Raw genomic sequence first — 25,129 nt, 5'->3', positions numbered from 1 at the left:
TTGGGTTTGCATCAGAGGCCCAGAGTATACGCCGCTCGAATGCTGAAAATGCGCAGCATCTTTCCGATATACTGATGCAAATATGCATCAACCAGCCAAGAGCCTGATGAACTGGGACGACACCCGTATTTTTCTGGCGGTACAACGAGAACGCAGCCTGCGCGCGGCAGCAAGGGTGCTGGGTATTGATCAGGCTACGGTGGGCAGGCGCCTTGCCCTCTTGGAAAAGACCCTGGGGGCCACCCTCTTTTTACGAAGCTCCCAAGGCTACAGCCTGACCGCCGCCGGTGAGCTGGCGCTGCAAGCGGCGCTGGAGATGGAAAACGCCGCCCAGGCGCTGGTGTCTCGCACCCAGGGGAGCGACCAGCGCCTAGCCGGTGAAGTGCGCCTGGCCACCACCGATTCCTTGGCCCTGGCATTGCTGCTGCCGGCGTTAAAGGTGCTTAACGGCCAGCACCCCGATATCAAGGTCAACCTCAATATCTCGCCGCAGCTACTGAACATGGCCAAACGGGAAGCGGACATCGCGGTGCGCACCATCAAGCCCGACAACCCAGACTTACTGACCCGCCGCCTCGCCTCCTGGCCGGTGGGGCTGTATGCCTCGAAAGAATACCTGGCAAGCCGCGGCGAACCGGCCAGGGGCAGCGCCTTTGCCGGGCATGACCTGGTGGTATTCGAGCCGCATCTGCATCGCCAGGAGCCGCTGACGCTTGGCGGCGAGAGCATTGCCGCCGGGCGCATCGTCTCAAGCCACCACTCCAGCCTCACCCTCAGAAGCGCCATCAGCGTCGGTTTTGGCCTGGGAGAAGTGCCCATCGCCATCGCCGAGCGAGACGGATTGATCAGAGTCTGGCCCGAGCGCCAGCGCGCCCGGCCTTATGAAGTCTGGCTGGTTACCCACCAAGACCTTCGCCACACCGCCCGCATCGACGCTGTTATCCACCATATCGTCAGCGCCTTTGCGGCCTGGGAATAAGCGCCCCAACCTGCGAGCACAAAGATAGAGGCATCAAATCAAAGAAAACCCAGCTCAAGGCTGGGTTTCTTATTGGCTTGCGGGAGCTGTGCCTGCCGCACCGGATTAAAACGGGGGCGCCGAGCTGGGCAGCCCTGCTGCGACGACCGAAGGTCGAGAGGTATATAAAAGAAAGGCCGACTTTGCAGTCGGCCTTTAGATTTGGTTGCGGGAGCGGACTTTGAACGGGGGCGCCCAGTCCGACGACCGCAGGTCGTAGGTCGTATTGATACCGCAAAAGAAAACCCCAGCCGAAGCTGGGGTTTTTATGTGGTTGCGGGAGCCGGATTTGAACCGACGACCTTCGGGTTATGAGCCCGACGAGCTACCAGGCTGCTCCATCCCGCGTCAATTTTGTAGCTTGGCCCTGGTATGGTGCCTCGCATTGTCTTTGCACCTTTATACGGTGCGGCGGCAACTTTTGGTTGCCTGCCAGCGCTACTGACGTAAAGCTGACCTTTTTAAATTGGTTGCGGGAGCCGGATTTGAACCGACGACCTTCGGGTTATGAGCCCGACGAGCTACCAGGCTGCTCCATCCCGCGTCAATTTCGTAGCTTGGCCCTGGTGTGGTGCCTCGCGTTGTTCCCGTGGTTAGTCCTTAAAAAAGCACTAACTTTCAACTGGTTGCGGGAGCCGGATTTGAACCGACGACCTTCGGGTTATGAGCCCGACGAGCTACCAGGCTGCTCCATCCCGCGTCTGTGGAGGCACACTATACGGACTTTTTGCGCCGTTGCAAGAAGCCTTTGTTCGACTGCTTACAAAGCCAGCAAATGGCCGTAAATTGCAGCAAGTCATTACAGCTACTCAACATTCTGCCTGTAAGGGTGATACAGCAGGCTTACCGATACCAGGGCCAGCAGCACCGACAACAGCATGGCGCCGGTCATGACGATGGCATCGCTGCCTTCGATGGCTGCTACCGCCAGGCCCACCAGGGCCCCTACCCCAAAACGCAGGCTGCCGGTCAGGGACGCGGCGGTACCGGCCTTGGTGGGCTGCTGCTCCAGCACCAGGGCCATGATGTTGGACCCCACCATGGACAGGCAGCCTACATAGGTCATCACAGAGGCCACCAGCAGCCAGAAGGGCCCCTGGCACAGCACGGTGGCAAAGCCGGTGGCCGCCGCCAGCACCTGAATAACCAGGGCCAGCCACAGCAGTTTTTCCGCTCCCAGGCGGGTGACCAGGCGGCCGTTAATAAAGGTCAGCACCATCAGCGACAGGATATTGAGGCCGAAGTAGTAGCCAAAATGCCCCTCCTCTACCCCGTAATGCTGGATATAGACAAAAGAACCGGCGGTGAGGAAGGCCATCAGCCCGGAAAAGGACAAGCCGGAGGCCAGCATCAACCCCAGCATGGCCGGGTTCTTGATAAGGCCGGCGTAGTTGCCAAGGGCCTTGCCCAAGGCCAGGGGGCTTTTCTGTGGCAAGGTTTCGGGCACCTTGATGGCCACCAGCAGGCAGGCCGCCGCCCCAAAGCCCCCCAGCACCCAGAAGATGGCGTGCCAATCGGCAAAGAGCAGTATCCAGCCCCCCAACATGGGGGCCAGCAGGGGCGCCAGGGTCACCACCAAAGTGATAGTGGAAAAGACCTTGGCCAACTCGTTGCGATCGTCCACCAGATCCCGCAGCAAGGCGTAGATCACCACAGACGCCGCCGCGCCGGTGGCTCCTTGGGCCACCCTCAGCAGTTGCAAGCCTTGGATGTCGGGCACCAGGGCACAGAGGGGGCCCAGCAGGGCAAACAGCAAGGTGCCCCACAGCAGCACCGGTTTTCGCCCCAGGCTGTCGGCCATGGGTCCCAGCAGCAGCTGGCCCAGGGCAAAGCCAGCCACATAGGCCGACACCGTACCTTGCACGGCGCCGTCGGACACCCCCAGGTCCCGGGCGATACGGGGCAGGCTGGGCAGGTACATGTCGATGGCCAGGGGGGTGAGCATGGCCACCAGCCCCAGGGTCACGATGAGGGAAAAGGGAACGCGCGGCACAACAGCTTACCTAGGGGAAAGGGCAGCCTATTTTGCCACAAGCCTCAGTCTTTCGGGGCGCTGGCCAGTGCCGATTGTCGCAGCTGACTGAATAGCCGTCGCAGCAGCACCGGCACCCCTTCCTTGCCCCGTTTGCCGGCTTCCTCGGCGATACGCAGGGCCAGCTCGGGTTTGGACTGGCGGGAAATGGCGGCACGGATCACCTGGCTGGGACTGCCATGGGCTTGGTGCCAGCGGGCCAGGCGGGTAAAGAGCTCCTGGTAACCCTCTTGGTAGAAAAAATGCTCTACGTCCTTGGCCGGCAGCTGGGTCAGGCTAGCCTCGGCTCTGTCCCCCAGTAGGCCACGCACCTGGGCGGCGTAGCGGTCGCCGGCTTCGTCCCCATCGCAGAGCACATGAACCCCTATGCCCAGGTCCCGGGTCAGGTGCAACAGCGGTTTAAGGCCACACTGGGCAAAGTCGATCACCCTGATACCCTCTGCCGCCAGATGCACCCCAGCCAGATGGGCCAGCTCTGACATCAGCCAGATCTCGGTTTCCCCCTCCACCAGCAGCCAGCAGCGGGCAAAAAGGCTGGCCGGGCGGTTGACCCGCAGATGAAAGCCGATACGCCGGTAATCGTCTTCGCGCAGGGCATGGTGCAACCGGTAACAGTGCAGCTCCCCCTGGCGGCGCACCAGGCGGCGGATGGACAACAGATCCTGGGCCCCCAGCAACTCCGAAGACTGGGTCAGCAGCAACCTGGGCAAGGGCAATTGCACCACCAGGCTCCAAAAGGTGGCCAGCATCACCGGGTGCAGGCGGGCCTCTGGCATGTCCAGCAACAACAGGGGCCTGGCCAAACGAGCAAAGGGCTTGGCGTCCTGGGTGTGCATCAGCACCCCGAACAGGCCCAACATGGCCAGCCGGGTCTGGCGGTTGGCCGATTGGTTCAGCACCTGCTCCAGGGTGCGGATAGCGGCCCAGTTGATGGGCTGGCGGGCTATGGCGTTCCTGTCCCTGGGGCGTTGGCGCACCGGGCTGGTGAAATAGCGTGACAACAGGGCCTTGACCGAGTCCAGGCCCTCTTGCAGTTCCTGTTCCTCAAACTGCTCAGGGGCCTCCAGGAGCTCTCTTAGCCAAGGCAGTTGGCTTAGATGGTCGGCATCGGGAAAGCCCAGGCGCAGCACCGGGTGCAGGGTTAGAAGATGGCGGGCCAGGCGCGGGGTTTGTTGCTGGTCGTCAAGGGGCTGGCCGTCCTGGCCCAAAAAACGCAGCTGGCTGCCCTGCCCCTTTTGGGCAAACCAGCCCAGGCGCAGGCGCATATGACCGTCGGCCTGGCCCCACATCAGGGTGCGCAACGGCCGGTAGCGCAGGCGGCGCCAGTGGCCACCATGCCCCTCCACGAAGGTCAACACCAGTTGCAGTTGGTCGCCGCCTTGGTAAAAATCCCCGTTTTCGAAAACGGCGTCCACGCCGTCCGGCCCCATGACCTTGTACAGGGCATTGATAAAGGAACGGTGGCCCCAGGTGTTCTCGGCAATCAGGGTCGAGGCTGCCTCCAAAGGCAGGGACAGGGACTTGATACCTTGAAAATGGGAAATGGCAATGTGTTCTAACCGCATACGCATCCTGCACGCCGATTTGAGCCTGGCCAGCGCCTTGGAAGGGGCGCTGCCCGAATTTGCTGGCGGGCGCAGCGTCGATGACTATCTTGCCCGCTTTAGGGGCCCCCACTTATGCCTGGTGGCCCTGGTCGATGAGGTGCCGGCCGCCTTCAAACTGGGCTACGCCCTGAGCGCCGACACCTTTTATTCCTGGCTGGGGGGCGTGTTGCCGCCCTTTCGTAGCCAGGGCCTGGCCCAGCAACTGCTGGCCGCCCAGGAGCAGTGGGTCAAGGCCCAGGGCTACCGCGCCCTGGAGGTCAAATCGAGCGACCGCTTTCCCGCCATGTTAGGCCTGTTGGCCAAGAATCACTACCAGGCCCTTGGCCGGGAAAACAACCAGGTTCGCTTTCGCAAGACCTTGATTGCATAGATATTCGACAATCAGTAGGCCTCCCTTCGCAATTTAGCGCCAAGGGGCCTACAAAGAAAGGTGGAGAAAAAACGGCCCAGGCCGATAACAAGAACAGTCTTTCCCCCAAGGTGGACCCAATGAAAGAAAAGTCGCTTGCATTCAAACTCTTCCTAACGACAGGGCTGTTGTTACTCATTTCCATAGGTGTGTTGACGCTGGTAGTGGCCGGCTTCCTCGACACCGCTGCCAACAAGGTGCGCAGCGAAAGCACCCGCCAGGTCGAAGAAGAACTGATGCGCCGCCTGGAGGCCCAGGCTGGCCAGTCGGGCGAGCAGATGGCGGCCTTTATCAATGAAGCCTACCGGGTGCCCCTGTCCCTGGCCGGCCTGCTCAAAGGCAGCATTGAATCTGCCGAGCCCCTGGCCCGCCAGCAGGTGGCGGATATGGACAGGGCCATCCTGGCCGCCAACCCGGGGATGAGTTCGGTCTACAGCCAGTTTGAGGCCAACGCCTACGACGGCCAGGACGCCAACTTCAAAAGCGGTTTCGAGCACTCGGTGGCCGGGGTCGGCACCTTGGAGGTCTATTTCACCCGCGACCAGCAAGGCAACATTTCCCAGCAGGCGGTAGAAGATGCCGATGAAAAGCACGTGGCCACCGTCGGCGCCAACGGCCTGCGCGAGGCCGAGTGGTACCTGTGCGCCATGGACAATAAAAAACCCTGCCTGATGGAGCCCTACCTCTACGAAATAAGCCCGGGCTATTCCGAGCTGATGACCTCCCTGACCGTGCCGGTACTGGCCCAGGGGCGCTTTCGGGGCGTGGTGGGGGTGGATGTGAACCTGCCGGTGTTCCAAAAGAAGGTCAAGGCCCTGTCCGCCTCTCTCTATGACGGCCAGGCCAAGGTGATGCTGCTGTCCAAACTGGGCCTGTTGGTGGGTGCCAGCCACCACGAGGACAAGCTGGCCCAGTCCCTTAAAACGGTAATGCCGGACATGGCCGCGCAGATCCTGGGCATGCAGGGCCAGGACCGGCTGGAAACCGACCAGAGCCTGTTTGTGTCCTACCCGGTGACCATTCCCGCCTCCGGCCAGACCTGGAAGCTGGTGATCGAAGTGCCCAAGGCCCTGGCCCTGGCCGACGTCAACGCCATGAACAAGTCCATAGACCAGGACTTCCAGCAACTGGTGCTGAGCCAGATGGGCATAGGGGTGCTGGTGGTGGCAGTGGGCCTGGTGGTAATGGTGTTCCTGGTGCGCACCATCACCCGCCCCCTGAATCTCTTTAATAGCCGCATGGACAACCTCAACAGCGCCGAGGGGGACCTGACAAGGGAAGTGGACATCGATACCCACCAGGAGCTTATCAGCCTGGCCGGGGGCTTTAACCGCTTCCTTGGCAAACTGCGGGGCATGATAGTGCACCTCAAGGGCATCAGCCTCGAGGTGGGCAGCCAGGCCGAGGGCAGCGCCCGTATCGCCACCGAGACCCGCCAGTTGGTGGCACGCCAACACGCTGAAATCGAGTCCGTGGTCACCGCCATGAACGAGATGAGCGCCGCCGCCACCGAAGTGGCCCAGTTTGCCGCCCAGGCCGCCAGCGAGGCCAACCAGGCCAACGACGCCGTACAGGGGTCGCGCCGCACCTTGGAAACCGCCGTCCAGGACGTACAAGGCCTGGCCGACGACATGTCCACCGCGGCCACCGCCGTCAACCAGGTTGCGGCCCGCAGCAGCGACATCAACGCCATCTTGGATGTGATCCGCAACATCGCCGAGCAGACCAACCTGCTGGCCCTGAACGCCGCCATCGAGGCGGCCAGGGCCGGGGATCAGGGCCGGGGTTTTGCGGTGGTAGCAGACGAAGTACGGGCCCTGGCCGCCAAGACCCGCACCTCCACCGACGAGATAGCCGGGGTGATAAACAGCCTCAACAAGGAAGTGACCGCCACCGTGTCGGTGATAGACCAAGGGGTAGAGCGGGCCAGCAGCACGGTGGAGCAGACCCACAGCGCCTTTAACGACCTGACCGAGGTAGTGCGGCTGATTGACACCATCAACGACCATGTCACCCAGATGGCCACCGCCGCCGAGGAACAAAGCTCGGTCAGCGACGAGATCAACCGCAACATCACCGGCATCGGCGAGGCCGCCAGCGAACTGGCCACCCTGGCCCAGCGGGCCGAGCACTCCGGCCAGCAGCTGCACAGCCTGGTGCGGGACCTGGATGGGGAGCTGGGCAAGCTCAAAACCTGACGACAAAAACGCCCTTCGGGGCGTTTTTTATTGCCCCTGCCCTGGCGTACCATGGGCCACACAGCCACACAGCCGGTGCATCCATGAATAACTTTGTCTTCCAAAGCCCCACCCTTATCCGTTTCGGTGAAGGGGAGATAGCCAACCTGGCCCAGCACATTCCACCCCAGGCCAAGGTCCTGCTTACCTACGGCGGTGGCTCCATCTTCCAAAACGGCGTTTACGACCAGGTCAAGGCGGCCCTGGTGGGGCATCAAGTGGGGGAATTTGGCGACATCGAGCCCAACCCCCGTTACCCCACCCTGATGAAGGCGGTGGAGCTTATCCGCAATGAAGGCTACGACTACCTGCTGGCAGTGGGCGGCGGCTCGGTGCTGGACGGTACCAAGTTTATCGCTGCCGCCGTCTGCTTTGAGGGCACCGATCCCTGGCAGATCCTCAGCCAGGACGCCCCGGTCAAGGCCGCCCTGCCCCTGGCCAGCGTACTGACCCTGCCCGCCACCGGCTCGGAAACCAACGGCGCCGCCGTGGTGACCCGGGGCGAGGACAAGCTGTCCTTTTACAGCGACCTGGTCAAACCCCAGTTTGCGGTGCTGGACCCCACCACCACCTACAGCCTGCCGCCGCGCCAGGTGGCCAACGGCATCGTCGATGCCTTTGTCCATGTGATGGAGCAATACCTCACCACAGGCGGCGCCCCGGTCCAGGACAGGTTCGCCGAAGGGGTGATGCTGACCCTGATAGAAGAAGGCCCCAAGGCCCTGGCCCAACCCACCAGCTACGAGGCCAGGGCCAACCTGATGTGGGCCGCCACCATGGCCCTGAACGGTATCCTCGGTGTGGGGGTTCCCCAAGACTGGTCCACCCATGCCCTGGGCCATGAACTCACCGCCCGCTTCGGCCTGGACCACGGCCGCACCCTGGCGGTGGTGCTGCCGGCCCTGTTGCGGGTACGAAAAGACGCCAAGGGCGCCAAACTGCTGCAATTTGCCGAGCGGGTGTTCGCCATTACCGAAGGGGACAATGAGGCCCGCATCGAGGCAGGGATAGCCGCCATGGAAGCCTTCTTCCGCTCCTTGGAGATGGGCACCCGTTTGCGGGACTATGACCTTGATGAAACCGTGGTAGATGGCCTGGTAGGCGCCCTTGAGCGCAAGGGCATGACTGCCCTGGGGGAAGACGGCGGGGTGAGCCTTGAGGTGAGCCGCGCCGTTTTCAACGCGGCACTCTGACCAAAAAGGCGCCCCAGGGCGCCTTTTTCCTATTCGCTTTGGCTGAAGCTGGCATTCATGGCCAGGCGGGTCTGGAACATGTCGCCAAGGCTGGCCCAATTGGCCGCGTCCTGGGTCCAGTAATTGCCCCCCGCCTCACCCTGGCGCAACTGGATGGAGGCCAGGATCTGGCGGGCAAACTCCGACTCCTTCCAATAGGGGGTATGGAAATAGAGCACCGGCAGCGCCGACTTTTTATCCAGTACCGCCACCAGGCCCTTGGCCTCGGCGCTGTCCCCTTCGGCACCCAGCACCACCAGATCGGCGGCGCCCAGGCATTCTTTGAGTCCCAGCACTTCACATTGCACCACCGCCACGTCTTTCATGTTGCGGCGCAGCCAGCTGCTCACTTTCTTGTCCTGGGTACCCAAAAACGCGGTGGCGATCACCGCACCCGGCTTGTAGACAAAACCCGGCTCACCAGACAACAACCAGCCCACCAGTTCCTCGAGGTTCTTGTGGAAGGGTTCGAATTCGTAGGTGACAGGCACGGTACCGAAGGCCAGGTAGCGGCGCCCCGCCTGGCTGACCCCGGCGGCGGCCATGGGCTTGCCGGTCTTGCGGCCCAGCAGCAGGGGAAAGCTGTCCTTGCCGGCCGGCTCCATAAACTGGCTGTAGCGGCCAGGGGCATAGCGCAGGGGCGCATCCAGCAGGGTCATGGCCAGCGCCTGCTGGCGGGGGCTGAGCCGCTCAGACAAGGTTGTCACAACCGGACCCTTGGGCGCCTTGGGCGCGGGCGGCTGCACCGTCTGCTCGGGGGCCTTGACCTGGGCCCTTGCCTTGGGATTGGTATCACAGCCCGCCAGCAGAAGTAGCGCCGCCAGGCCCGCAAGCAATGGGTATCTCATGATGCCGATATCTTATTTTTTGAGCTGATGCCAAGCTATACCGACCTGTACAAGGGGTGAATGTCATCCTTGGCTGAATGAAGAGCCGATCTGCCAAGTGCCGCTGTGACAAGGGGATTATTTTGCGTTAGCGTGAAAGGAGCTGCACAAGAGGACAATCCATGAGCACCGAAGATCTGATCCTGAAAGTCCGCGAGCTCACCAAGAATGACTTCCCGCAACTCAAGCAGCTGATGGACCTGGTTTACAAGGACATCGGCGGCTCCTGGCCCAAACACACCATAGAGCACCTGATAAACCAGTTTCCCGAAGGCCAGATCTGTATCGAAGACCAGGGCCAGCTGGTGGCCGTGGCCCTCACCGTCCAGGTGGAGTACAAGCGTTTTTCCAACCCCCACACCTACGACGACCTCATCACCAACCGCATGACCATAGCCCACGACGAAGGGGGCGATGCCCTCTACGGCCTGGATGTGTTTATCGACCCCGAGTACCGGGGTTACCGCCTGGGTCGGCGCCTCTACGAGGTGCGAAAGGAGCTGTGCCGCAGCCTCAACCTGCGGGCCATCCTGGCCGGGGGCCGTATCGTCAACTACTACCAGCACGCCGACAACATGACCCCCTCCCAATACATCGAAGAGGTGGATCGCAAGGCCATTTACGACCCTATCCTGTCCTTCCAGCTGGCCAACGACTTCCAGGTAAAACGGCTGCTGCGCCAATACCTGCCGGAAGACAAACGCTCCCAGGGCTACGCCACCTTGCTGGAATGGTCCAACATCCTCTTCGACCCGGAAGAGAGCACCCTCAGCCAAAAGCGCCAGGTGCGCATCGGCGCCGTGCAATGGCAGATGCGCGAATTCCACAGCGCCGAAGAGGTGCTCAAGCAGGTGGAATACTTCGTGGACGCGGTATCTGACTACAAGTCGGACTTTGTGGTGTTCCCGGAGTTTTTCAACGCCCCGCTGATGGGCCTTGCCAACACGGTGCAGCAGCAGGAGGCCATCCGCTACCTGGCCAGCTTTACCGAGCACTTTCGCCAGCAGCTGTCGCAGATGGCGGTGAGCTACAACATCAACATCATCACCGGCTCCATGCCGCTACTGGAAGGCAAGGAACTGTTCAACGTCGCCTATCTGTGCCGGCGTGACGGCTCCACCGAAGTGCAATACAAGCTGCACATCACCCCTCACGAGCGGCGCGACTGGGTTATCGAAGGGGGCCATCAGGTACGCGCCTTCGACACCGACGCCGGCAAGGTGGGCATATTGGTGTGCTATGACGTGGAATTCCCCGAGCTGGGCCGCATCCTGGCTGACCAGGGCATGGAAATGCTGTTCGTGCCCTTCTGGACCGACACCAAAAACGCCTACCTGCGGGTACGCCACTGCGCCCAGGCCAGGGCCATCGAGAACGAATGCTACGTGGCCATCTGCGGGTCGGTGGGCAACCTTCCCCAGGTGGAGAGCCTGGACGTACAATACGCCCAGTCGGCGGTGTTCAGTCCATCAGACTTTGCCTTCCCCCATGACGCAGTCATGGCCGAGGCCACCCCCAATACCGAGATGATCCTTTTTTCCGATCTGGACTTGGACAAACTCAAGGTGGTGCGCTCGGAGGGCTCGGTGCGTAACCTCAAGGACAGGCGCCACGATCTGTTCACCCTTACCCTGCATAAATAGGAACTCAGATGCTCAGCATTGCCCTGGCCAGCGCCGCCACACTGGGGCCGGTTATCAAGGATTTTGGCCCGGTGTTCGAGGTCAACAACGCCGCCCCCATCCCCAGCGACATCAAGCTCAAGGCGGTGTTCGACGTTACCGGTGCCCCCGACCCGGGCGCCCTGTCTAGAAAGCTCGAATCGGTAGCCCGTTACCTCAACATGCATGCCAGGGCCGGTATCAAGCCAGAGGCCATGGCCCTGGCGGTGGTGCTGCACGGCTCCGCTACCCGCCATGCCCTTAACGATCAGGCCCATCTGAAGCGCTTTGAAGTAGAAGACGGTTCGGCCACCTTGCTGGACGCCCTGATCCACGCCGGGGTCAAGGTCTATGTCTGCGGCCAGTCCTACAGCGCCCAGGGCTACGGCGACAACGAGCTGCGCCCGGACGTGCAGCTGGCCCTGTCGGCCATGACCGAGCTGACGGTGCTGCAGCAGCAAGGCTTTAGCCTGCTCCCCTGACAAGGCCGCGACAGCGGCCTTTTTATCGCCCGGCGCCCACCGCTGGCCGCGCCCCCTGCCCCTGGCGCTTACCCTGTGGTACTGTCAATGCCGAACATAAGTACGATAATCGAACCACGGAGTGATGCAGCATGACTTCAGCCCCTGTCGCCATCATCGGCGCCGGCACCATGGGCGCCGCCATCGCCGCCCTGTTGGCCGCCGCCGACCAGCAGGTGATCTTGATAGACCCCCAACCCCAGGCCCTGCTCAAAGCCCAGGCCGCCCTGCCCCAAGGCGTGGCCTTTGCCTCCGAGCTGGCCGCCGCCAAAACGGCCTGGCTGGTCATCGAAGCGGTGCCGGAGAACCTGGCCCTCAAGGAGCGGCTCTTTAAGGAATTGGAAGCGGTAGTGAACCCAGAGTGTATCCTCGCCACCAACACCTCGGGGCTGTCGGTCAACGCCATAGGGGCCGGCCTCAAGGGGCCCCAGCGTTTTGTGGGCATGCACTTTTTCACCCCGGCCGACATCATTCCCCTGGTGGAAGTGATCCGCCACGACCAGACCACCCAGGCCACGGTGGACGCTGTGCTGGCGCTGTTGACCACACTGGGCAAGAAACCGGTGGTGGTGCAGAAGGACATTGCCGGTTTTATCGGTAACCGCCTGCAACATGCCCTGGCCCGGGAGGCCATGTCGCTGCTGGAAAAAGGCATCGCCAGTGCCGAGGACATCGACTTTGTAGCCCGTTGGGCCCTTGGGGTGCGCCTGGCCATCACCGGGCCCTTGGAGCAGCGGGACGTCAATGGCCTTGACGTGCACCATGCCATTGCCAGCTACCTCTACAGCGACCTGGAAAACGCCACGGCGCCCCTGGCGGTGCTGCAAGACAAGGTGGCCAAGGGGGAACTGGGGGTAAAAGCGGGGCAAGGTTTCTACCCCTGGCCAGAAGAGCAGGCCGCCGACGCCGCCAAGCGGCGCAACGCCTCCCTGGCCGAACTGGTAAGCTGGCTGCAGAGCCCGGCCGCTGGCTGAAAAGGGCCTTTTCTTTGCCTTGGCGGGGGCCTTTTCGTATAGTGGGCGGGTTTTCGAGCGGCCCGCCCCCAAGGCGCGCCGTCTGACCCTACAGAGCGACCTTGATGTTCAAAGACAACCCGCTGCTGGCCCAGCTAAAGGCCGAGATCCGCGAAAACCTCAAAACCGTGGAAGGCAATATCAAAGCATCCGACAAAGGCTTTGGCTTCCTGGATGTGGACGGCAAGGAATCCTACTTCGTGCCGCCCCCCTACATGAAGAAAGTCATCCACGGTGACCGGGTCAAAGCCGTGGTACGCAGCGAGAAAGACAAGGAAGTGGCCGAGCCCGATACCCTGATCGAGCCGTCCCTGACCCGCTTTGTAGGCCGCATCAAGCAGCGTGACGACCGCTTCTACGTGGTGCCGGATCACCCCCTTATCAAAGACAGCATCCGCTGCCGCCCCGCCAAGGGCCTGAAGCTGGATCTCAAGCAAGGGGACTGGGTGGTGGCCGAACTCAAGCGCCACCCCCTCAAGGGCGACAACGGCTTTAACGCCGACGTACTGGAAAAAGTGGCCGGCACCGACGACGGTTACGCCCCCTGGCACGTCACCCTGGCTCGCCACAACCTGCAAAAGACTGCCCCCGAGTTTGACGGCGAGCTGACCCTGATTGACGGCCTGGAACGCCAGGATCTGAGCCACATTCCCTTTGCCACCATCGATGCCGCCTCTACCCAGGACATGGACGATGCCATCTGGATTGAGAAGGTCGAAGGCGGTTACCAGCTGTGGGTGGCCATCGCCGATCCTACCGCTTACGTGGTAGAAGGCTCCGATCTGGACAAGGCCGCAGCCCTGCGCGCCTTTACCGTTTACCTGCCGGGCAAAAACGTCACCATGTTGCCAGAAGTGCTGTCCGACGATCTGTGCTCCCTCAAGGCCGGCGAACCCCGCCCTGCCCTGGTGGCCCGCCTGTTCGTGGCCGATGACGGCACCCTGGGTGACGACACCGAGTTCACCCCGGCCTGGATCCAGTCTCGTCACAAGCTGGTCTACAACAACGTGTCTGACTGGCTGGACGGCAGCGGCGACTGGCAACCGGCCAATGAAGACGAAGCGGCCACCATCAAGCTGCTGCGCGACTTCACCGAAGCCCGCACCGCCTGGCGCCAGGCCCACGCCCTGGTGTTTGGCGACCGCCCCGATTACCGCTTCGAGCTGGACGAAAACGGCAATGTGGTGACCGTACACCGCGAAGAGCGCCGCATCGCCAACCGCATTGTTGAAGAGTCCATGATCGCCGCCAACGTGGCCTGTGGTGAATACCTGCGCCGCCACGGCGGTATCGGTGTCTACAACGTCCACAACGGCTTTGAAGACGAAAAAATCGAAGACGCCAAAGCCCTGCTGGCCCAGCACGAGGTGCCGGTGGACATCGACCAGGTGCACACCCTGGAAGGCTACGCCGCCATGCGCCGCTGGCTGGACGGCAACAAAAAGCAGTTCCTGGATGGGCGCCTACGCCGTTTCCAAAGCTATGCCGCCATAACCCTGGAAGCCGGCCCCCACTATGGCCTTGGCCTCACCGCCTACGCCACCTGGACCAGCCCCATCCGTAAATACGGCGACATGGTCAACCACCGCATCATCAAGGCCATCTTGAAAGGCGAGCAGGTAGCCAAGCCCAACGACAGCCTGGCCCAGCACCTGTCCGACCACCGCCGCCTCAACCGCCTGGCCGAACGCGACATGGGCGACTGGCTCTATGTGCGCTGGCTCAAGCCCCAGGCCGGTGCCGACACCCAGTTCGACGCCGAAGTCATCGACGTTAACCGGGGTGGCATGAAGGTGCGCCTGGTGGACAACGGCGCCGTGGCCTTCGTGCCCGCCTCCCAGATCCACGACGTCAAAGACGAGCTGGACGTCAACTTCGAAGCCGGCACTGTCCTTATCAAGGGCGAGGAAAGCTTCAAGCTGGCCGACATCATCAAGGTGCAGCTCACCGAGGCCAACGAAGAGACCCGTTCCCTGGTGGCCAAACCCGCCAAGTAAGCTACGACACCGCAAAAAGCCGGCCTTGGGCCGGCTTTTTTTATGCCAAGGGGCAACCATTGCCTAGTCCTTGGGCAAACAGACCGGCCAGTCCCCTTGAGGCGTTTACCTAGGCAAACAGTGCCAGTAGTCTTAGGCTACTGCCTTCTAACAAAAGTGAATGGGCACTAAACAGCCCCGCCACTGTCGCCAACATCAGGGATAGAAAGTGCGTTTATCGACTCTGCTACCGGCCCTTATCTGCCTGGGCCTGTTGGGTTGCCAGCAGCGCCCCCAGCAAAGCCAGCCCGCCCCGCCAAGCCCGGAGCGCCAGGCCCTGAGCCAAGCCCTGGCTGCCCGGGGCTTTATGCTGACCGGGCTTAACAACATCAACTACCTGGGGGCCCGCCAATGCGCCGGCCTGACCCTCGAAGCCCACCGTGGCTCGGTGCGCTACCCGGAAAACTCGGTCAACGCCCTGATAGACGCCCTAGACAACGGCTTTGACGTCATTGAAACCGACGTGCGCCTGACCGGCGACGATGTCTGGGTTATTCACCACGACGCCCGCACCGGCCGCGCCACCGGCACCGTCGACAACCAGCGCCGGCGCATCGAGTCCATGAGTTACAAGAAGGAATGGGGCTATTTGCGGGAAAGGGACATGGCCAGCGGCGCCCTTATCGACCAGCTGCCCCCCAGCTTCGAAGAATACGCCAAGACCTTTGCCCGCTTTGCCAGCGGCGGCCAGAAGATCAATATCGAAGTGAAAACCCCGGCCAGCCCCCAAGATCTAAAGATCCTCGACTACCTGGCCCATACCCTGATTGGCCAGGGCCGTTACTACTACTCGAGCCTGGAGCTGCGTAACCTGGAGCGGCTACGGGACATCAACGATGAGGTGTTCCTGTCCTTTATCCAAAGCCCGGCCAAGACTTCCTTGAACCGGCTGGCCGCCGACATGAAAAAAGGCGCCGGCGGTGACCCCATCTACCTGCGTAACCAGTCCTTGCTGGAGGATCTGCAAGGCTATGGCAACAAGCGCTACAAGGACAAACGCTACGACTCCGCCGCCGGCCTTGCTCGCCTGAAAAAGGCCCTCAAGCACGACTTTGGCCTGGCCCTGGATATCCGCCACTTTCGCCAAAGCGCCATTGAGCTGATGAGTGCCGCCCGGCGCCAGGGAGTGCAGGTGGCCACCTACACCGTCAACGGCCACCCCTACCACGAGCAGGGGATCCTGGCCCTTGCGGCCGGCCGCCGCCCCGACGCCGTCATCATCGACGACAGCGTCTACGGCTTTTGCAGCCGCTTTGGGGTGCCCAGCCCCAGGGCGTTTGCAGGCAGCACCCCCCAAAGCCGGCAGCTAGCCGCCCTACCCCGGGATCTGGACCTGGAACGGCTGGACCTGCTGGACACCTATTACCCCAACGGCCTCTACCCGGCCATTGGCGGCAGCCTCAAGTCCTTCCGGGGCGAGCAGGCGCCGCCCTTCAAGCCGGTGTTGATGGACACCCATGCCGGCCCCAGGGAAAAAGACACCGGGGTGGATCTGCACACCCAAGGGGCCATCAGCATCGAGTTGCGCAAGCAAAACTAAGGGACGACCATGCAACTGAAATCACGGCCCTGGCGCCTCTTCTTGCTGATTGTCAGCGCCCTTTACCTGATCCCCGAGGCCATCTTCAACGCCCAGCTGGTGTCCCTTATCGGCCTGGGTACCCCAGAGCCCCTGGCCATGGAGCACCTGGAGATCTACGGCAGGACGGTGTCGGGCATTGGCGTTACCCTGCTGCTGGCCGATCTGCTGCCGGCGCGCTTTTTCAAGACCCCCCTTAAGGGCGCGGTGTCGATGCTGGTGCTGACCGCCGGCATCTGGCCCACCGTCTTTTTTGGCCAAAAGCTGCTGATTGAGCGCTGGCTTATCCAGCCCAGCAGCGCCGAGCAGCGCCAATACGCTGCCTACAGCGCCGCCCTGCGTGACGCCCTGGCCATCAACGCCGTGGCAGTTCAGGGCCTCGACTACGACACCGCCGCCACCGGCAGCTCGGAAAACCTCACCTTCCTGGCCCTTTTTGGCGGCCTGGCCTACAGCGACCACAACCTGGCCCAGAACCTGGACGCCTACAAGCACGACATCATCGGCAACTTCGTGCAAAAGCAGGCCTACCGCGACTTTGACCAGCACTACCAGGACTTTTCCGAGCTCTACAAGGAGCTGTCGGCCCACTACCAGCAGTACGCCCAAGGGTCCAACCGCTACAACCAGGCCCTGGCCCAGACCCCGGCCCGCCAGGCCCAGTACTGGCAAAGCCTGGAGCAGGAAGTGAACCAGGGCTGGAGCCGCTACCAGCAGGCCCAGAAGGCCCATATCGCCAAGGCCTCGGCCCGGGCCCAGGAGTACGGTCCCAAGATCTACCGCTACTTCGAAGACAGGGCCGACTGCAAAAAACATTACGACAAGACCGAGCGGCGCAACCGCTGCTACACCAAGCAGGACGCCAACTACAAGGCCATGATCAACAAGGCCGGCATAGGTAACGTCGACGCCAACTATTGGCTGATCGTCGAGGACGTCAGCACCACCGAAAACATCACCAACACGGTGCTGACCGGGGTGCTCACCGGCGGCCTGACCACCGCCCTGCAGGCCCTGAACTGGGCCACCGGCGGCGACGGCGGCTTTAAGGACAAGCGCTACAAGTACACCGACAGCCCGGACCACTACCAGCAGCGCTTCCTGGCCCACCCCAACTTCCAGGCGCTTTTTAGCAAGGAAACCGGCTACCCCTTTGACATCGCCAATCTGGCCGCCTTTCGCAGCCACCCCCAAACCCAGGTCAAGCTGCGCCGGGCCATCAAGGCCAAGGGCCTGGATCTGCCGGCCAGCTGGACCATCAATGACAAGCCGCTGTTTGACCGCACCGTCGCCGCCAAGGTCAAGGCCGAAGCCGACCAGCGCTGGCAGCAGGAAATGGCCGCCCGTGGCCTGAGCCTGCCCATCAACCTCAGCTGGGACGCCTTCCAGCAGCACCCGCAGATCCAAGCCCGCATTGCCGATCGCATGGGGGATCTCTATGTCAAAGGGGTCAGGGCCGACTGGAACAGGGCGAACTTCAAGCGCCATGTGCTGGACCCCAACATCGAACGGCGCACCCAGCATTACCTGGCCATGCTGGCCGAGTCTCAGAAGGAATTTGCCGACGGCGGCCGCTTTGCCGACGCCGGCAAACAGGCCCTGCGCTCTGTGGTGATCCCCCCCATCTCCATGTCATTGAGCCTGTTCCTGATCTGCATGACCTTTATCAAGCTGCCCTTCAAGGCCCTGCAGCTGGCAAGGCCAGCAGGCGACAGCGCAGCGCCCAAGGCCAAGGCCCCCTGGCAGCGCTGGGCAGGCCTGGGGGCGGCCCTGCTGCCGCCGCTGCTGGTATTGGCGCTGCCGGTGCTGCTGGTACAAAACCGCTACACCCAAGCCCCCAACAGCGCCGTAAACTACTTCCTGACCAAGGTGGAAGAGTCCAGCAACCTGGCCTTTTCCTATGCCCTGCGCTGGACCCTGCACGCCCAGCCGCTGCTACACCCCCTGGGCCGCAGCCTGGAGGCCCATATGGGCATCTACCGGGCCTTTGCCCCCCTGGCCCATGGCCTGGCGGCCATCGACCTGCAGCCGGATGAGTGGGCCAAGGTGCAAAAACCGGTGCTCAAGGACGTGGCGCTGACCATCAACACCAATGCCGCCAAGGCCCAGGTGCGGATAATGAACATCAGCCCCCGCTTCGAGCAGGGCATGCACCTTAAACCCGGCAACTACGACATCCAGGTCACGGCCCCCGGTTACAGGCCCTATCGCCAGTGGCATATCCTGCCCGCCGGCGAGCAGGCCCTGGCCATTACCCTAAGCCCGCTCTAAGCCCTAGGGCCCGGCTTCTTCAGCGGCCGGGCCCCAAGGCCGCCTTAACCCCTGACAGTGCTTTTTCCAAAGGACCCCCGATGAAACGCACCCTTATCCTTTTCTTGCTGGCCTTGCTGGCCGGCTGCGGCCCCCGTTACAGCAGCCAAGAGCAGCAGTTGCTGGACGCCAACGGTATCGACGATATCGCCAGGGCCGCCCTGCGCCCCTATGCCAAGAACCTGCGCCAGCTGAAAAAGCCCGGCGCCGGCGGCAAGGTAGAAGACACCCCTGGCCTGATGATCCGCATCGCCCCTGATACCGCCAGCGACACCCTGGTCAAGCTGCGCCAAGCCATGGTGAACAGCACCAGCCAGGTCTATGTCTATGGCCACTTCTACGGTTTTGCCGACGATCTGTTGGTGGTGGTGCCCACCCGGGACGAGCAGTCCTACCTGGACGCCGCCGCCACCCAGGGCACTAATGGCCAGCCCTCCAACGCCCAGGTCAAAGACTATTACCAGGACCTTTGCCAGCAGTTCCAGTTGGAGCTTGTCGGCGCCGGTGGCGACTGGTTACGGGCCAAGGTGCTGGGGCCGAACCCGGACTGGTTTGCCCTGGCCAAGGCGGCCTATACCATCAACCCCGATATCCTCAACCCCCAGGTCAATTCCATCGACGCCCTGGCCGCCAATATCGAGCACAACGGCGCCATCTACCTGTTCTGGCGCTGACGCCTTAACCTGCCCCCCAGGCGCCCTGCCCTTTGGCGCCTGGACAGCGCCCCCTGGCAGGAGCAGGGTAAAGACGCCCATATCCTGCCAGGACATTCCCATGCAAAAGGTGGTTATCGTCACAGGGGCCAGTCGCGGCATCGGCGCCGCTACCGCCCTTCTTCTAGCCAAAGAAGGTTATGGGGTCTGCGTCAACTACCGCCAGCGCCAGGACCAAGCCCAGGCCCTGGTGGCGCAGATCCAGGCCCAAGGGGGCCAAGCCATGGCCTGCCAGGCCGATGTCACCCAGGAAGCCGACGTGGCCCGCCTCTTTGAGTGCACTGCCCGCCAGTTGGGGCCCGTCACCCACCTGGTCAACAACGCCGGTATCCTCTTTACCCAAACGCCCTTTGAGGGCATCAGCCTGGCCCGCTTTAGCCAGGTGCTCAGCACCCATGTGCTGGGCTGCTTCCTGTGCTGTCGCCAGGCCCTTGGCCAGCTGCCAAGGGGCGGCGCCATCGTCAATGTATCGTCGGCAGCGGCCCGCACCGGTGCCCCTTTTGAATACATCGATTACGCCGCCGCCAAAGGCGCCATGGACAGCCTGACCAAGGGCCTAGCCCTGGAAGTGGCCGAGCGTGGCATCCGCGTCAACGGCGTACGCCCCGGTTTTATCCATACCCAGATGCACGCCGACGGCGGCGAGCCGGACCGGGTGGCGCGGCTGAGCCCACAGATCCCCCTCAAGCGAGGCGGCAGCCCTGAGGAAGTGGCCAACGCCATCGCCTGGTTGCTGTCGGACCAGGCCAGTTTCGTGACCGGCAGTATCCTGGATATCGCCGGCGGTAAATGATCCCCCAAGGCGCCTAGGGCGCCGGCCAGCAAAGGAGGCTATATGGCCGTTATCACCTGTATTGAGGATCTCAAGCGCCTGTACCGGCGGCGGGTGCCCAAGATGTTCTACGACTACACCGAGTCGGGCAGTTATAGCGAGCAGACCTTCAGGGACAATTGCAGCGACTTTGCACAGATCCGCCTCAGGCAAAAGGTGGCGGTAGACATGTCCGGCCGCTCCACCGCCGACACCCTGCTGGGCCAGCCGGTAGCCATGCCGCTGGCCCTGAGCCCGGTGGGGCTGACCGGCATGCAATGCGCCGACGGGGAAATCAAGGCGGCCCGGGCCGCCGAGGCCTTCGGGGTGCCCTATACCCTGTCCACCATGTCCATCTGTTCCATCGAAGACGTGGCCGCCCACACCCGCCAGCCGTTCTGGTTTCAGCTCTATGTGATGCGGGACCAGGACTTTCTGGCCGCCATTATCGAACGGGCCAAGCGGGCGGGCTGCTCGGCCCTGGTGCTGACCCTGGACCTGCAGATCCTCGGCCAGCGCCACAAGGACCTGAAAAACGGCCTGTCGGCGCCGCCGAAACTGACTCTGCCCACCTTGGCCAACCTGGCCACCAAATGGGGCTGGGGCTTGCAGATGCTCGGCACCAAACGCCGCCACTTTGGCAATATCGTCGGCCACGCCAAGGGAGTGACCGACGCCTCCTCGCTGATGAGCTGGACCGCCGAACAGTTCGACCTCAAGCTCGACTGGGACAAGATCCGCCGTATCCGCGACATGTGGGGCGGCAAGCTTATTCTTAAGGGCATCCTCGATGAAGAAGACGCCCGCAAGGCGGCCGATTTCGGCGCCGACGCCATAGTGGTGTCCAACCACGGCGGCCGCCAGCTGGACGGGGCCCTGTCCAGTATCCGCATGTTGCCGGCCATCGTCGCCGCCGTCGGCCACCAGACCGAGGTCTACCTGGACTCGGGCATTCGCTCCGGCCAGGACATCCTCAAGGCCCTGGCCCTGGGGGCCAAGGGAGCCATGGCCGGGCGCGCCTATATCTATGGCCTGGGGGCCATGGGGCAAGCGGGGGTCAGCAAGGCCCTTGAGCTGATGCAGCGGGAACTGGACGTGTCCATGGCCCTTTGCGGCGAGCGCCAGGTTACCGAGCTGGGCCGCCATAACTTGCTGCTGCCAAAGGGATTCCTGGACAGCTATCAATAGCCTTTCTTCAAGGTCACAGGGGGCTGCGCCGCCTTATTTTGATGAGCGGCGCCGTTGCCGCGCCCCTGACCTTGGAGAGCCCATGCCCAGTACCACCACCTTCAGGTTGTCTCAGGCCGGCACCTGGCTGGCAACCTTGCTGGTTGCCTTAGTCATCGCTATTGCCGTGGTCAGTGACTGCCTCAACGAAGCGGCCCGGGATTCGGCCTTCCTGCGTGCCTTTTGGCTGCGCCTTGGGGTAGCCGACCCGGCCAGGGTGGATGCCTTCGAGGTGCTGGGTATCCTGTTCCTGACTCTGGTGGGCCTTACCTTGGTTTTTAAGGGCCTGAGCACCAGAAGGCCCATTGCCGTCAGGATTGGCAGCCTGTGCGGCCTCGTTTTCTGCCCGTTCTTTGTCGTCAAGGTATTGCTGATGGCGCCGCTGCTGCTGTCCTTTACCTCGTCGTTCAAGGGCCAGTGCCAGGCAGAGCTGGAATACTGACGCCCAAGGCCGGCCCTTTGCGCCAGATCAGGGCGCAGCTGGCTAGACTGGGGTCTGATGAACTTTTCTGACAAGGAGCCTTGCATGCAAACCGCCGCCGACATCATGACCCGGGAGCTCATCACCCTGCCCCTTGAGGCCAGCCTCAAAGACGCCCACGACCTGATGCGGGACAAGGGCATACGCCATATCCCGGTGATGGACGGCGACAACTTTGTCGGCATGCTCACCCAAAAGGCGCTGATCGCCGCCGTTATCCGGCTGCTGGCCACCTATGGTGCCAATGCCCTGGAACGGCGGGAAAGCCAGCAACCGGTCAAGGAGCTGCTCACCAAGGACCCGGCCTGTGTTGCCCCCGACACGCCCCTACTGCAGGTGGCGGATTTCTTCCTGGCCCACCGCCACGGTTGCCTGCCGGTGGTGCACCCCGACGGCCGCCTGGCCGGGCTGTTGACCTCTTCGGATTTTGTGCGCCTGAGCCGGATCCTGCTGGCGGCCCAGCTGTAAAACCCAGGTTTTGACCTGGGGGCCAGGGGCGGTTAGGGTAGCGCCATCATCGCTATCTGGAGTTGCCATGCTGCGTTTCGGCGTCCTCAGCACTGCCAAGATTGGCCACAAGTTCGTGTTGCCGGCCATCAACAAATCCCCCCTTTGTACCCTGCAGGCGGTTGCCAGCCGCGACCTGGCCCGGGCCCAAGACTATGCCGAGCGCCAGGGCGCCCCCCTGGCCTTTGGCAGTTACGAGGCGCTGCTGGCCTGCCCAGAGGTGGATGTGGTCTATATCCCCCTGCCCACCCACCTCCATGTGGAATGGACCCTCAAGGCCCTGGCCGCCGGCAAGCACGTGCTGGTGGAAAAGCCCATGGCCCTGACCGCCGCCGATATCGACTTGGTGGCAGAGGCAGCCAAGCGCCACGGCAAGCGGGTGATGGAGGCCTTTATGATCGCCTTTCACCCCCAGTGGGACTGGGTGAAAAGCCTGCTGGCCGAAGGCCGCCTTGGCCGCATCTATAAGGCCAGCGGCCACTTCACCTACTTCAACAAGAAAGACGGCGACTTTCGCAACCACCCTGACATGGGCGGCGGCGGCCTGAGGGACGTGGGGGTCTACCCCATCATTGCCGGGCGCATGGCCCTGGGGGAACCGACACTGCTGGACGCCCACCTGGAGCTGGACCCGGACTACGGCATAGACCGCTTCGTGGACTTCAACCTGGACTTTGGCGGTGCCCGCGCCAACTTTTACTGCGGCACCCAGCAAGAACGCAGCCAGTACTTCAGTATCCACGGGGAGCTGGGCCGCATCGAAATGAACGCCCCCTTCAACCCCATGGACGGCCCCCACGGCGCCCGGGTCGACCTTTACACCGACAAAGGCAGCCACTGTGAGAGCCGCTTTTTCGGCAACGGCGACCACTACCTGAACATGGTCAATAACCTCTGCCAGGCCATCGGCGGCGAGGCCGCCCAAGGGGTAAGCCTTGCCGACTCCCGGGCCAACCAGGTGGTGGTGGACCAGATCTTGGCCAAAGCCAAGGGATGCTGAGCCTGCTGCTGGCCAGCGCCCTCAGCCTGAGCCCGGCGCCGCGCCCCTTGCAGGGGGTGGTGCTGGTGGCCAAGGGCCGGGAGCTCACCTTTAGCCAGGGGGATATCGACGCCCCCTATGTGATTGGCTCTGTCAGCAAGCAGCTCACCGCCGCCCTGGTGCTGCAAGGGGTGGACGACGGCCTTTGGCAATTGGACGACCCCATAGGCCGCTACCTGCCCGAACTCAAGGCGCCCTGGGCCAGCCAGGTGAGCCTGCGCATGCTCCTTGACCACAGCAGCGGCGTGCAGGCCAAAGGCCAGCCCCTGGCCTTTAACCCCGGCAGCCGTTTTGCCTACTCCAACCTTGGCTACCAGTTCTTGGGCCAAGCCCTGGCCAAGGTCCGCCAGCAGCCTTTCAGTGCCCTGGTCAAGGGCCTTTACCGGCGCTGCGCCATGCTGGGGGGCAGCCCCATTACCGGGGCACAGGAGCAACCTGACGGCCGCCTGACGCCGGTAGACACCCTGGCGCTGATGCCCCGGGAGCAGGCCTCCGGTACCCTGGTGGCCAGTGCCCGGGATCTGTGGCATTGGAACCTGTGCCTGCACCAGGGGAACCTGCTGAGCCCGGCCAGTTACCAGGCCATGACCCACCCCTGGCAGCAGCGGCCCTACCGCTGGGGCCAACTGGGCTATGGCTTTGGGGTACAATTGCAGGGCAGTGAAGTGAGCCATGTTGGCTATGTGCCTGGTTACCAGTCCCTGCTGACCTGGGATAGGGGCCAAAGCCTGGTGGTACTGGAGTCGGTGTCCTGGCGACTGGACGACATTAACCGGGCCTTTTTCCACGAAGACAATCTGCGCAGGCAGCTTAAGGACGATTGATGGACCTAAAATCCCGCTGGCTGGCCCGCTTCCCCAAGGGGGAAGCCGCCTTTGAAGCCCTGGTGGCCCATTACCAGGAACCCCACCGCCATTACCACAACCTGGACCATATCCAGGACTGCCTGGCGCTCTTGGACGAGGTGAAAGATCAATTGGACGACGGCGACGCCGTGGAGCTGGCCCTGTGGTTTCATGATGTGATTTATGACCCCAAGGCCAAGGACAACGAAGCCCAAAGCGCCCTGTGGGCCCAGTACTGGTTGACCGAACTGGGGGAGGCCGAGGACGTGGTGGCCAAGGTGGCCCACCTGGTGCGCCTGACCGCCCACCCGGCCCAGCCCAGCAGCGCCGACGAGGGCTATCTGCTGGATCTGGACCTGGCCATACTGGGAGCCGACCCACAGGCCTTTGACCGCTACCAGCAGCAGATCCGCGAAGAATACCGCCATGTGCCTAGCCTGCTGTACAAGGCAGGCAGGGCCAAGGTGCTACGCAGCATCGCCAGGGCGCCCAGGCTCTATCACAGCAACTATTTTTTCGAGCGGCGGGAAAAACAGGCCAGGGCCAACCTGGCCGCCGCCATCAAGCGAGGGTGGCAATAAGGCTGCCGACACTGCCGCCGCCGTGCTTGCGGCTTTGCTCGGCCAGTTGGTTGTAGGCGTCCATCAGGGCGCCTTGCACTTCCAGCAACTGTTGGCGCAGGGCGTCGAGCTGGGCCGACTTTTGCTCTTCACCAAGGCCGCTGTCTTCCACGGCCTTGATCTGCTCCTCCAGCTCCTTGGCTTTCTCCTTGAGCTCCTTGATGCGCTGCTTGAGCATGGACAGGGGATCGTTGGGGTCTATCTGCTCGGCCTCTTCCTGGCCAGTGGCTTCCTCGGCCATGGGGTTGGCAAGCTTGACCGGGGCCTGGGCCAGGCCGGCATTAACACGTTCAACCAGGGGTAACATTCGCTGACTCCTTGTGCAGTTGCCACCCTATCGGCCA

22 protein-coding genes and 3 tRNA genes are annotated in these 25,129 nt (G+C 62.8%); 18 read left to right on the top strand and 7 right to left on the bottom strand.

Features of this window, described 5'->3' with window-relative positions:
* Positions 1–82 precede the first annotated feature (82 nt).
* On the top strand, positions 83–979 hold the full coding sequence (locus B3C1_RS00630; RefSeq protein ID WP_336391098.1) for a LysR family transcriptional regulator: 897 nt from the start codon (positions 83–85) through the stop codon (positions 977–979).
* Between the two features lie 310 nt (positions 980–1,289).
* Here B3C1_RS00630 and B3C1_RS00625 read toward each other — a convergent pair.
* The 5 genes from B3C1_RS00625 to B3C1_RS00605 all read right to left on the bottom strand — a co-directional run bounded on the left by B3C1_RS00625 (position 1,290) and on the right by B3C1_RS00605 (position 4,615).
* Positions 1,290–1,366: transfer RNA gene (locus tag B3C1_RS00625), tRNA-Met, on the bottom strand.
* Positions 1,367–1,485: 119 nt separating this feature from the next.
* Positions 1,486–1,562 (bottom strand) — tRNA-Met (locus B3C1_RS00620).
* A 79-nt stretch (positions 1,563–1,641) separates the two neighbouring features.
* A tRNA-Met gene (locus B3C1_RS00615) sits at positions 1,642–1,718 on the bottom strand.
* 105 nt (positions 1,719–1,823) lie between these two features.
* Positions 1,824–3,011, bottom strand: a complete 1,188-nt coding sequence (locus tag B3C1_RS00610) for a Bcr/CflA family multidrug efflux MFS transporter (protein ID WP_008482202.1) — start codon at positions 3,009–3,011, stop codon at positions 1,824–1,826.
* A 44-nt stretch (positions 3,012–3,055) separates the two neighbouring features.
* Positions 3,056–4,615, bottom strand: a complete 1,560-nt coding sequence (locus B3C1_RS00605) for a DUF2813 domain-containing protein (protein ID WP_008482200.1) — start codon at positions 4,613–4,615, stop codon at positions 3,056–3,058.
* On the opposite strand from B3C1_RS00605, the gene B3C1_RS00600 reads away from it, so the two are divergent.
* The 3 genes from B3C1_RS00600 (at position 4,599) to B3C1_RS00590 (ending at position 8,496) form a co-directional block, all read left to right on the top strand.
* Entirely contained in the window at positions 4,599–5,027 is a 429-nt protein-coding gene (locus B3C1_RS00600; protein ID WP_008482199.1) for a GNAT family N-acetyltransferase, read from the top strand. The genes B3C1_RS00605 and B3C1_RS00600 overlap by 17 nt on opposite strands.
* 119 nt (positions 5,028–5,146) lie before the next feature.
* Positions 5,147–7,264, top strand: coding sequence for a methyl-accepting chemotaxis protein (locus tag B3C1_RS00595; RefSeq protein ID WP_008482198.1), 2,118 nt, complete (start codon positions 5,147–5,149; stop codon positions 7,262–7,264).
* Between the two features lie 83 nt (positions 7,265–7,347).
* Entirely contained in the window at positions 7,348–8,496 is a 1,149-nt protein-coding gene (locus B3C1_RS00590; protein ID WP_008482197.1) for an iron-containing alcohol dehydrogenase, read from the top strand.
* Positions 8,497–8,525: 29 nt separating this feature from the next.
* On the opposite strand, the gene B3C1_RS00585 is transcribed toward B3C1_RS00590, so the two are convergent.
* Positions 8,526–9,383: a hypothetical protein gene (locus B3C1_RS00585; protein WP_156804410.1), complete on the bottom strand. Its 858-nt coding sequence runs from the start codon at positions 9,381–9,383 to the stop codon at positions 8,526–8,528.
* Positions 9,384–9,544: 161 nt separating this feature from the next.
* Here B3C1_RS00585 and B3C1_RS00580 point away from each other — a divergent pair, with 161 nt between their 5' ends.
* The 14 genes from B3C1_RS00580 to B3C1_RS00515 all read left to right on the top strand — a co-directional run bounded on the left by B3C1_RS00580 (position 9,545) and on the right by B3C1_RS00515 (position 24,746).
* Entirely contained in the window at positions 9,545–11,065 is a 1,521-nt protein-coding gene (locus B3C1_RS00580; protein ID WP_008482194.1) for a bifunctional GNAT family N-acetyltransferase/carbon-nitrogen hydrolase family protein, read from the top strand.
* 8 nt (positions 11,066–11,073) lie between these two features.
* A complete protein-coding gene (locus tag B3C1_RS00575) occupies positions 11,074–11,565 on the top strand; it encodes a DsrE family protein (RefSeq protein WP_008482193.1) in 492 nt (163 codons plus the stop codon).
* A gap of 131 nt (positions 11,566–11,696) precedes the next feature.
* The gene (locus tag B3C1_RS00570) at positions 11,697–12,578 is read left to right on the top strand and encodes a 3-hydroxyacyl-CoA dehydrogenase NAD-binding domain-containing protein (protein ID WP_008482191.1); all 882 of its coding nucleotides are present in this window, start codon (positions 11,697–11,699) and stop codon (positions 12,576–12,578) included.
* A 104-nt stretch (positions 12,579–12,682) separates the two neighbouring features.
* Positions 12,683–14,614, top strand: a complete 1,932-nt coding sequence (locus B3C1_RS00565) for an exoribonuclease II (RefSeq protein ID WP_008482190.1) — start codon at positions 12,683–12,685, stop codon at positions 14,612–14,614.
* 208 nt (positions 14,615–14,822) lie between these two features.
* Entirely contained in the window at positions 14,823–16,193 is a 1,371-nt protein-coding gene (locus B3C1_RS00560; RefSeq protein ID WP_008482189.1) for a glycerophosphodiester phosphodiesterase, read from the top strand.
* 9 nt (positions 16,194–16,202) lie between these two features.
* The gene (locus B3C1_RS00555; protein WP_008482188.1) at positions 16,203–18,503 is read left to right on the top strand and encodes a carboxypeptidase-like regulatory domain-containing protein; all 2,301 of its coding nucleotides are present in this window, start codon (positions 16,203–16,205) and stop codon (positions 18,501–18,503) included.
* A gap of 80 nt (positions 18,504–18,583) precedes the next feature.
* A complete protein-coding gene (locus tag B3C1_RS00550; RefSeq protein ID WP_008482187.1) occupies positions 18,584–19,216 on the top strand; it encodes a DUF4253 domain-containing protein in 633 nt (210 codons plus the stop codon).
* Between the two features lie 100 nt (positions 19,217–19,316).
* Positions 19,317–20,048, top strand: coding sequence for an SDR family oxidoreductase (locus B3C1_RS00545; protein WP_008482186.1), 732 nt, complete (start codon positions 19,317–19,319; stop codon positions 20,046–20,048).
* A gap of 42 nt (positions 20,049–20,090) precedes the next feature.
* A complete protein-coding gene (locus tag B3C1_RS00540; RefSeq protein ID WP_008482185.1) occupies positions 20,091–21,254 on the top strand; it encodes an alpha-hydroxy acid oxidase in 1,164 nt (387 codons plus the stop codon).
* An 82-nt stretch (positions 21,255–21,336) separates the two neighbouring features.
* A complete protein-coding gene (locus B3C1_RS00535) occupies positions 21,337–21,735 on the top strand; it encodes a hypothetical protein (RefSeq protein ID WP_008482184.1) in 399 nt (132 codons plus the stop codon).
* Positions 21,736–21,819: 84 nt separating this feature from the next.
* The gene (locus B3C1_RS00530) at positions 21,820–22,242 is read left to right on the top strand and encodes a CBS domain-containing protein (protein ID WP_008482183.1); all 423 of its coding nucleotides are present in this window, start codon (positions 21,820–21,822) and stop codon (positions 22,240–22,242) included.
* Positions 22,243–22,309: 67 nt separating this feature from the next.
* Positions 22,310–23,281 carry a Gfo/Idh/MocA family protein gene (locus tag B3C1_RS00525; protein ID WP_008482182.1) on the top strand — a complete coding sequence of 324 codons (972 nt, stop codon included), beginning with the start codon at positions 22,310–22,312 and terminating at the stop codon, positions 23,279–23,281.
* The gene (locus tag B3C1_RS00520; RefSeq protein ID WP_008482181.1) at positions 23,275–24,144 is read left to right on the top strand and encodes a serine hydrolase domain-containing protein; all 870 of its coding nucleotides are present in this window, start codon (positions 23,275–23,277) and stop codon (positions 24,142–24,144) included. The genes B3C1_RS00525 and B3C1_RS00520 overlap by 7 nt, the downstream gene beginning before the upstream one ends.
* Complete coding sequence (locus B3C1_RS00515) at positions 24,144–24,746, top strand: HD domain-containing protein (RefSeq protein ID WP_008482177.1); 603 nt, start codon at positions 24,144–24,146, stop codon at positions 24,744–24,746. The genes B3C1_RS00520 and B3C1_RS00515 overlap by 1 nt, the downstream gene beginning before the upstream one ends.
* Here the strand turns inward: B3C1_RS00515 and B3C1_RS00510 are convergent.
* On the bottom strand, positions 24,727–25,092 hold the full coding sequence (locus tag B3C1_RS00510) for a hypothetical protein (protein WP_008482176.1): 366 nt from the start codon (positions 25,090–25,092) through the stop codon (positions 24,727–24,729). The genes B3C1_RS00515 and B3C1_RS00510 overlap by 20 nt on opposite strands.
* Between the last annotated feature and the right edge of the window lie 37 nt (positions 25,093–25,129).

This window comes from Gallaecimonas xiamenensis 3-C-1 (assembly GCF_000299915.1).
Taxonomy (GTDB): Bacteria; Pseudomonadota; Gammaproteobacteria; order Enterobacterales; family Gallaecimonadaceae; genus Gallaecimonas; species Gallaecimonas xiamenensis.
This window is presented reverse-complemented; position numbering and strand designations above follow the sequence as displayed.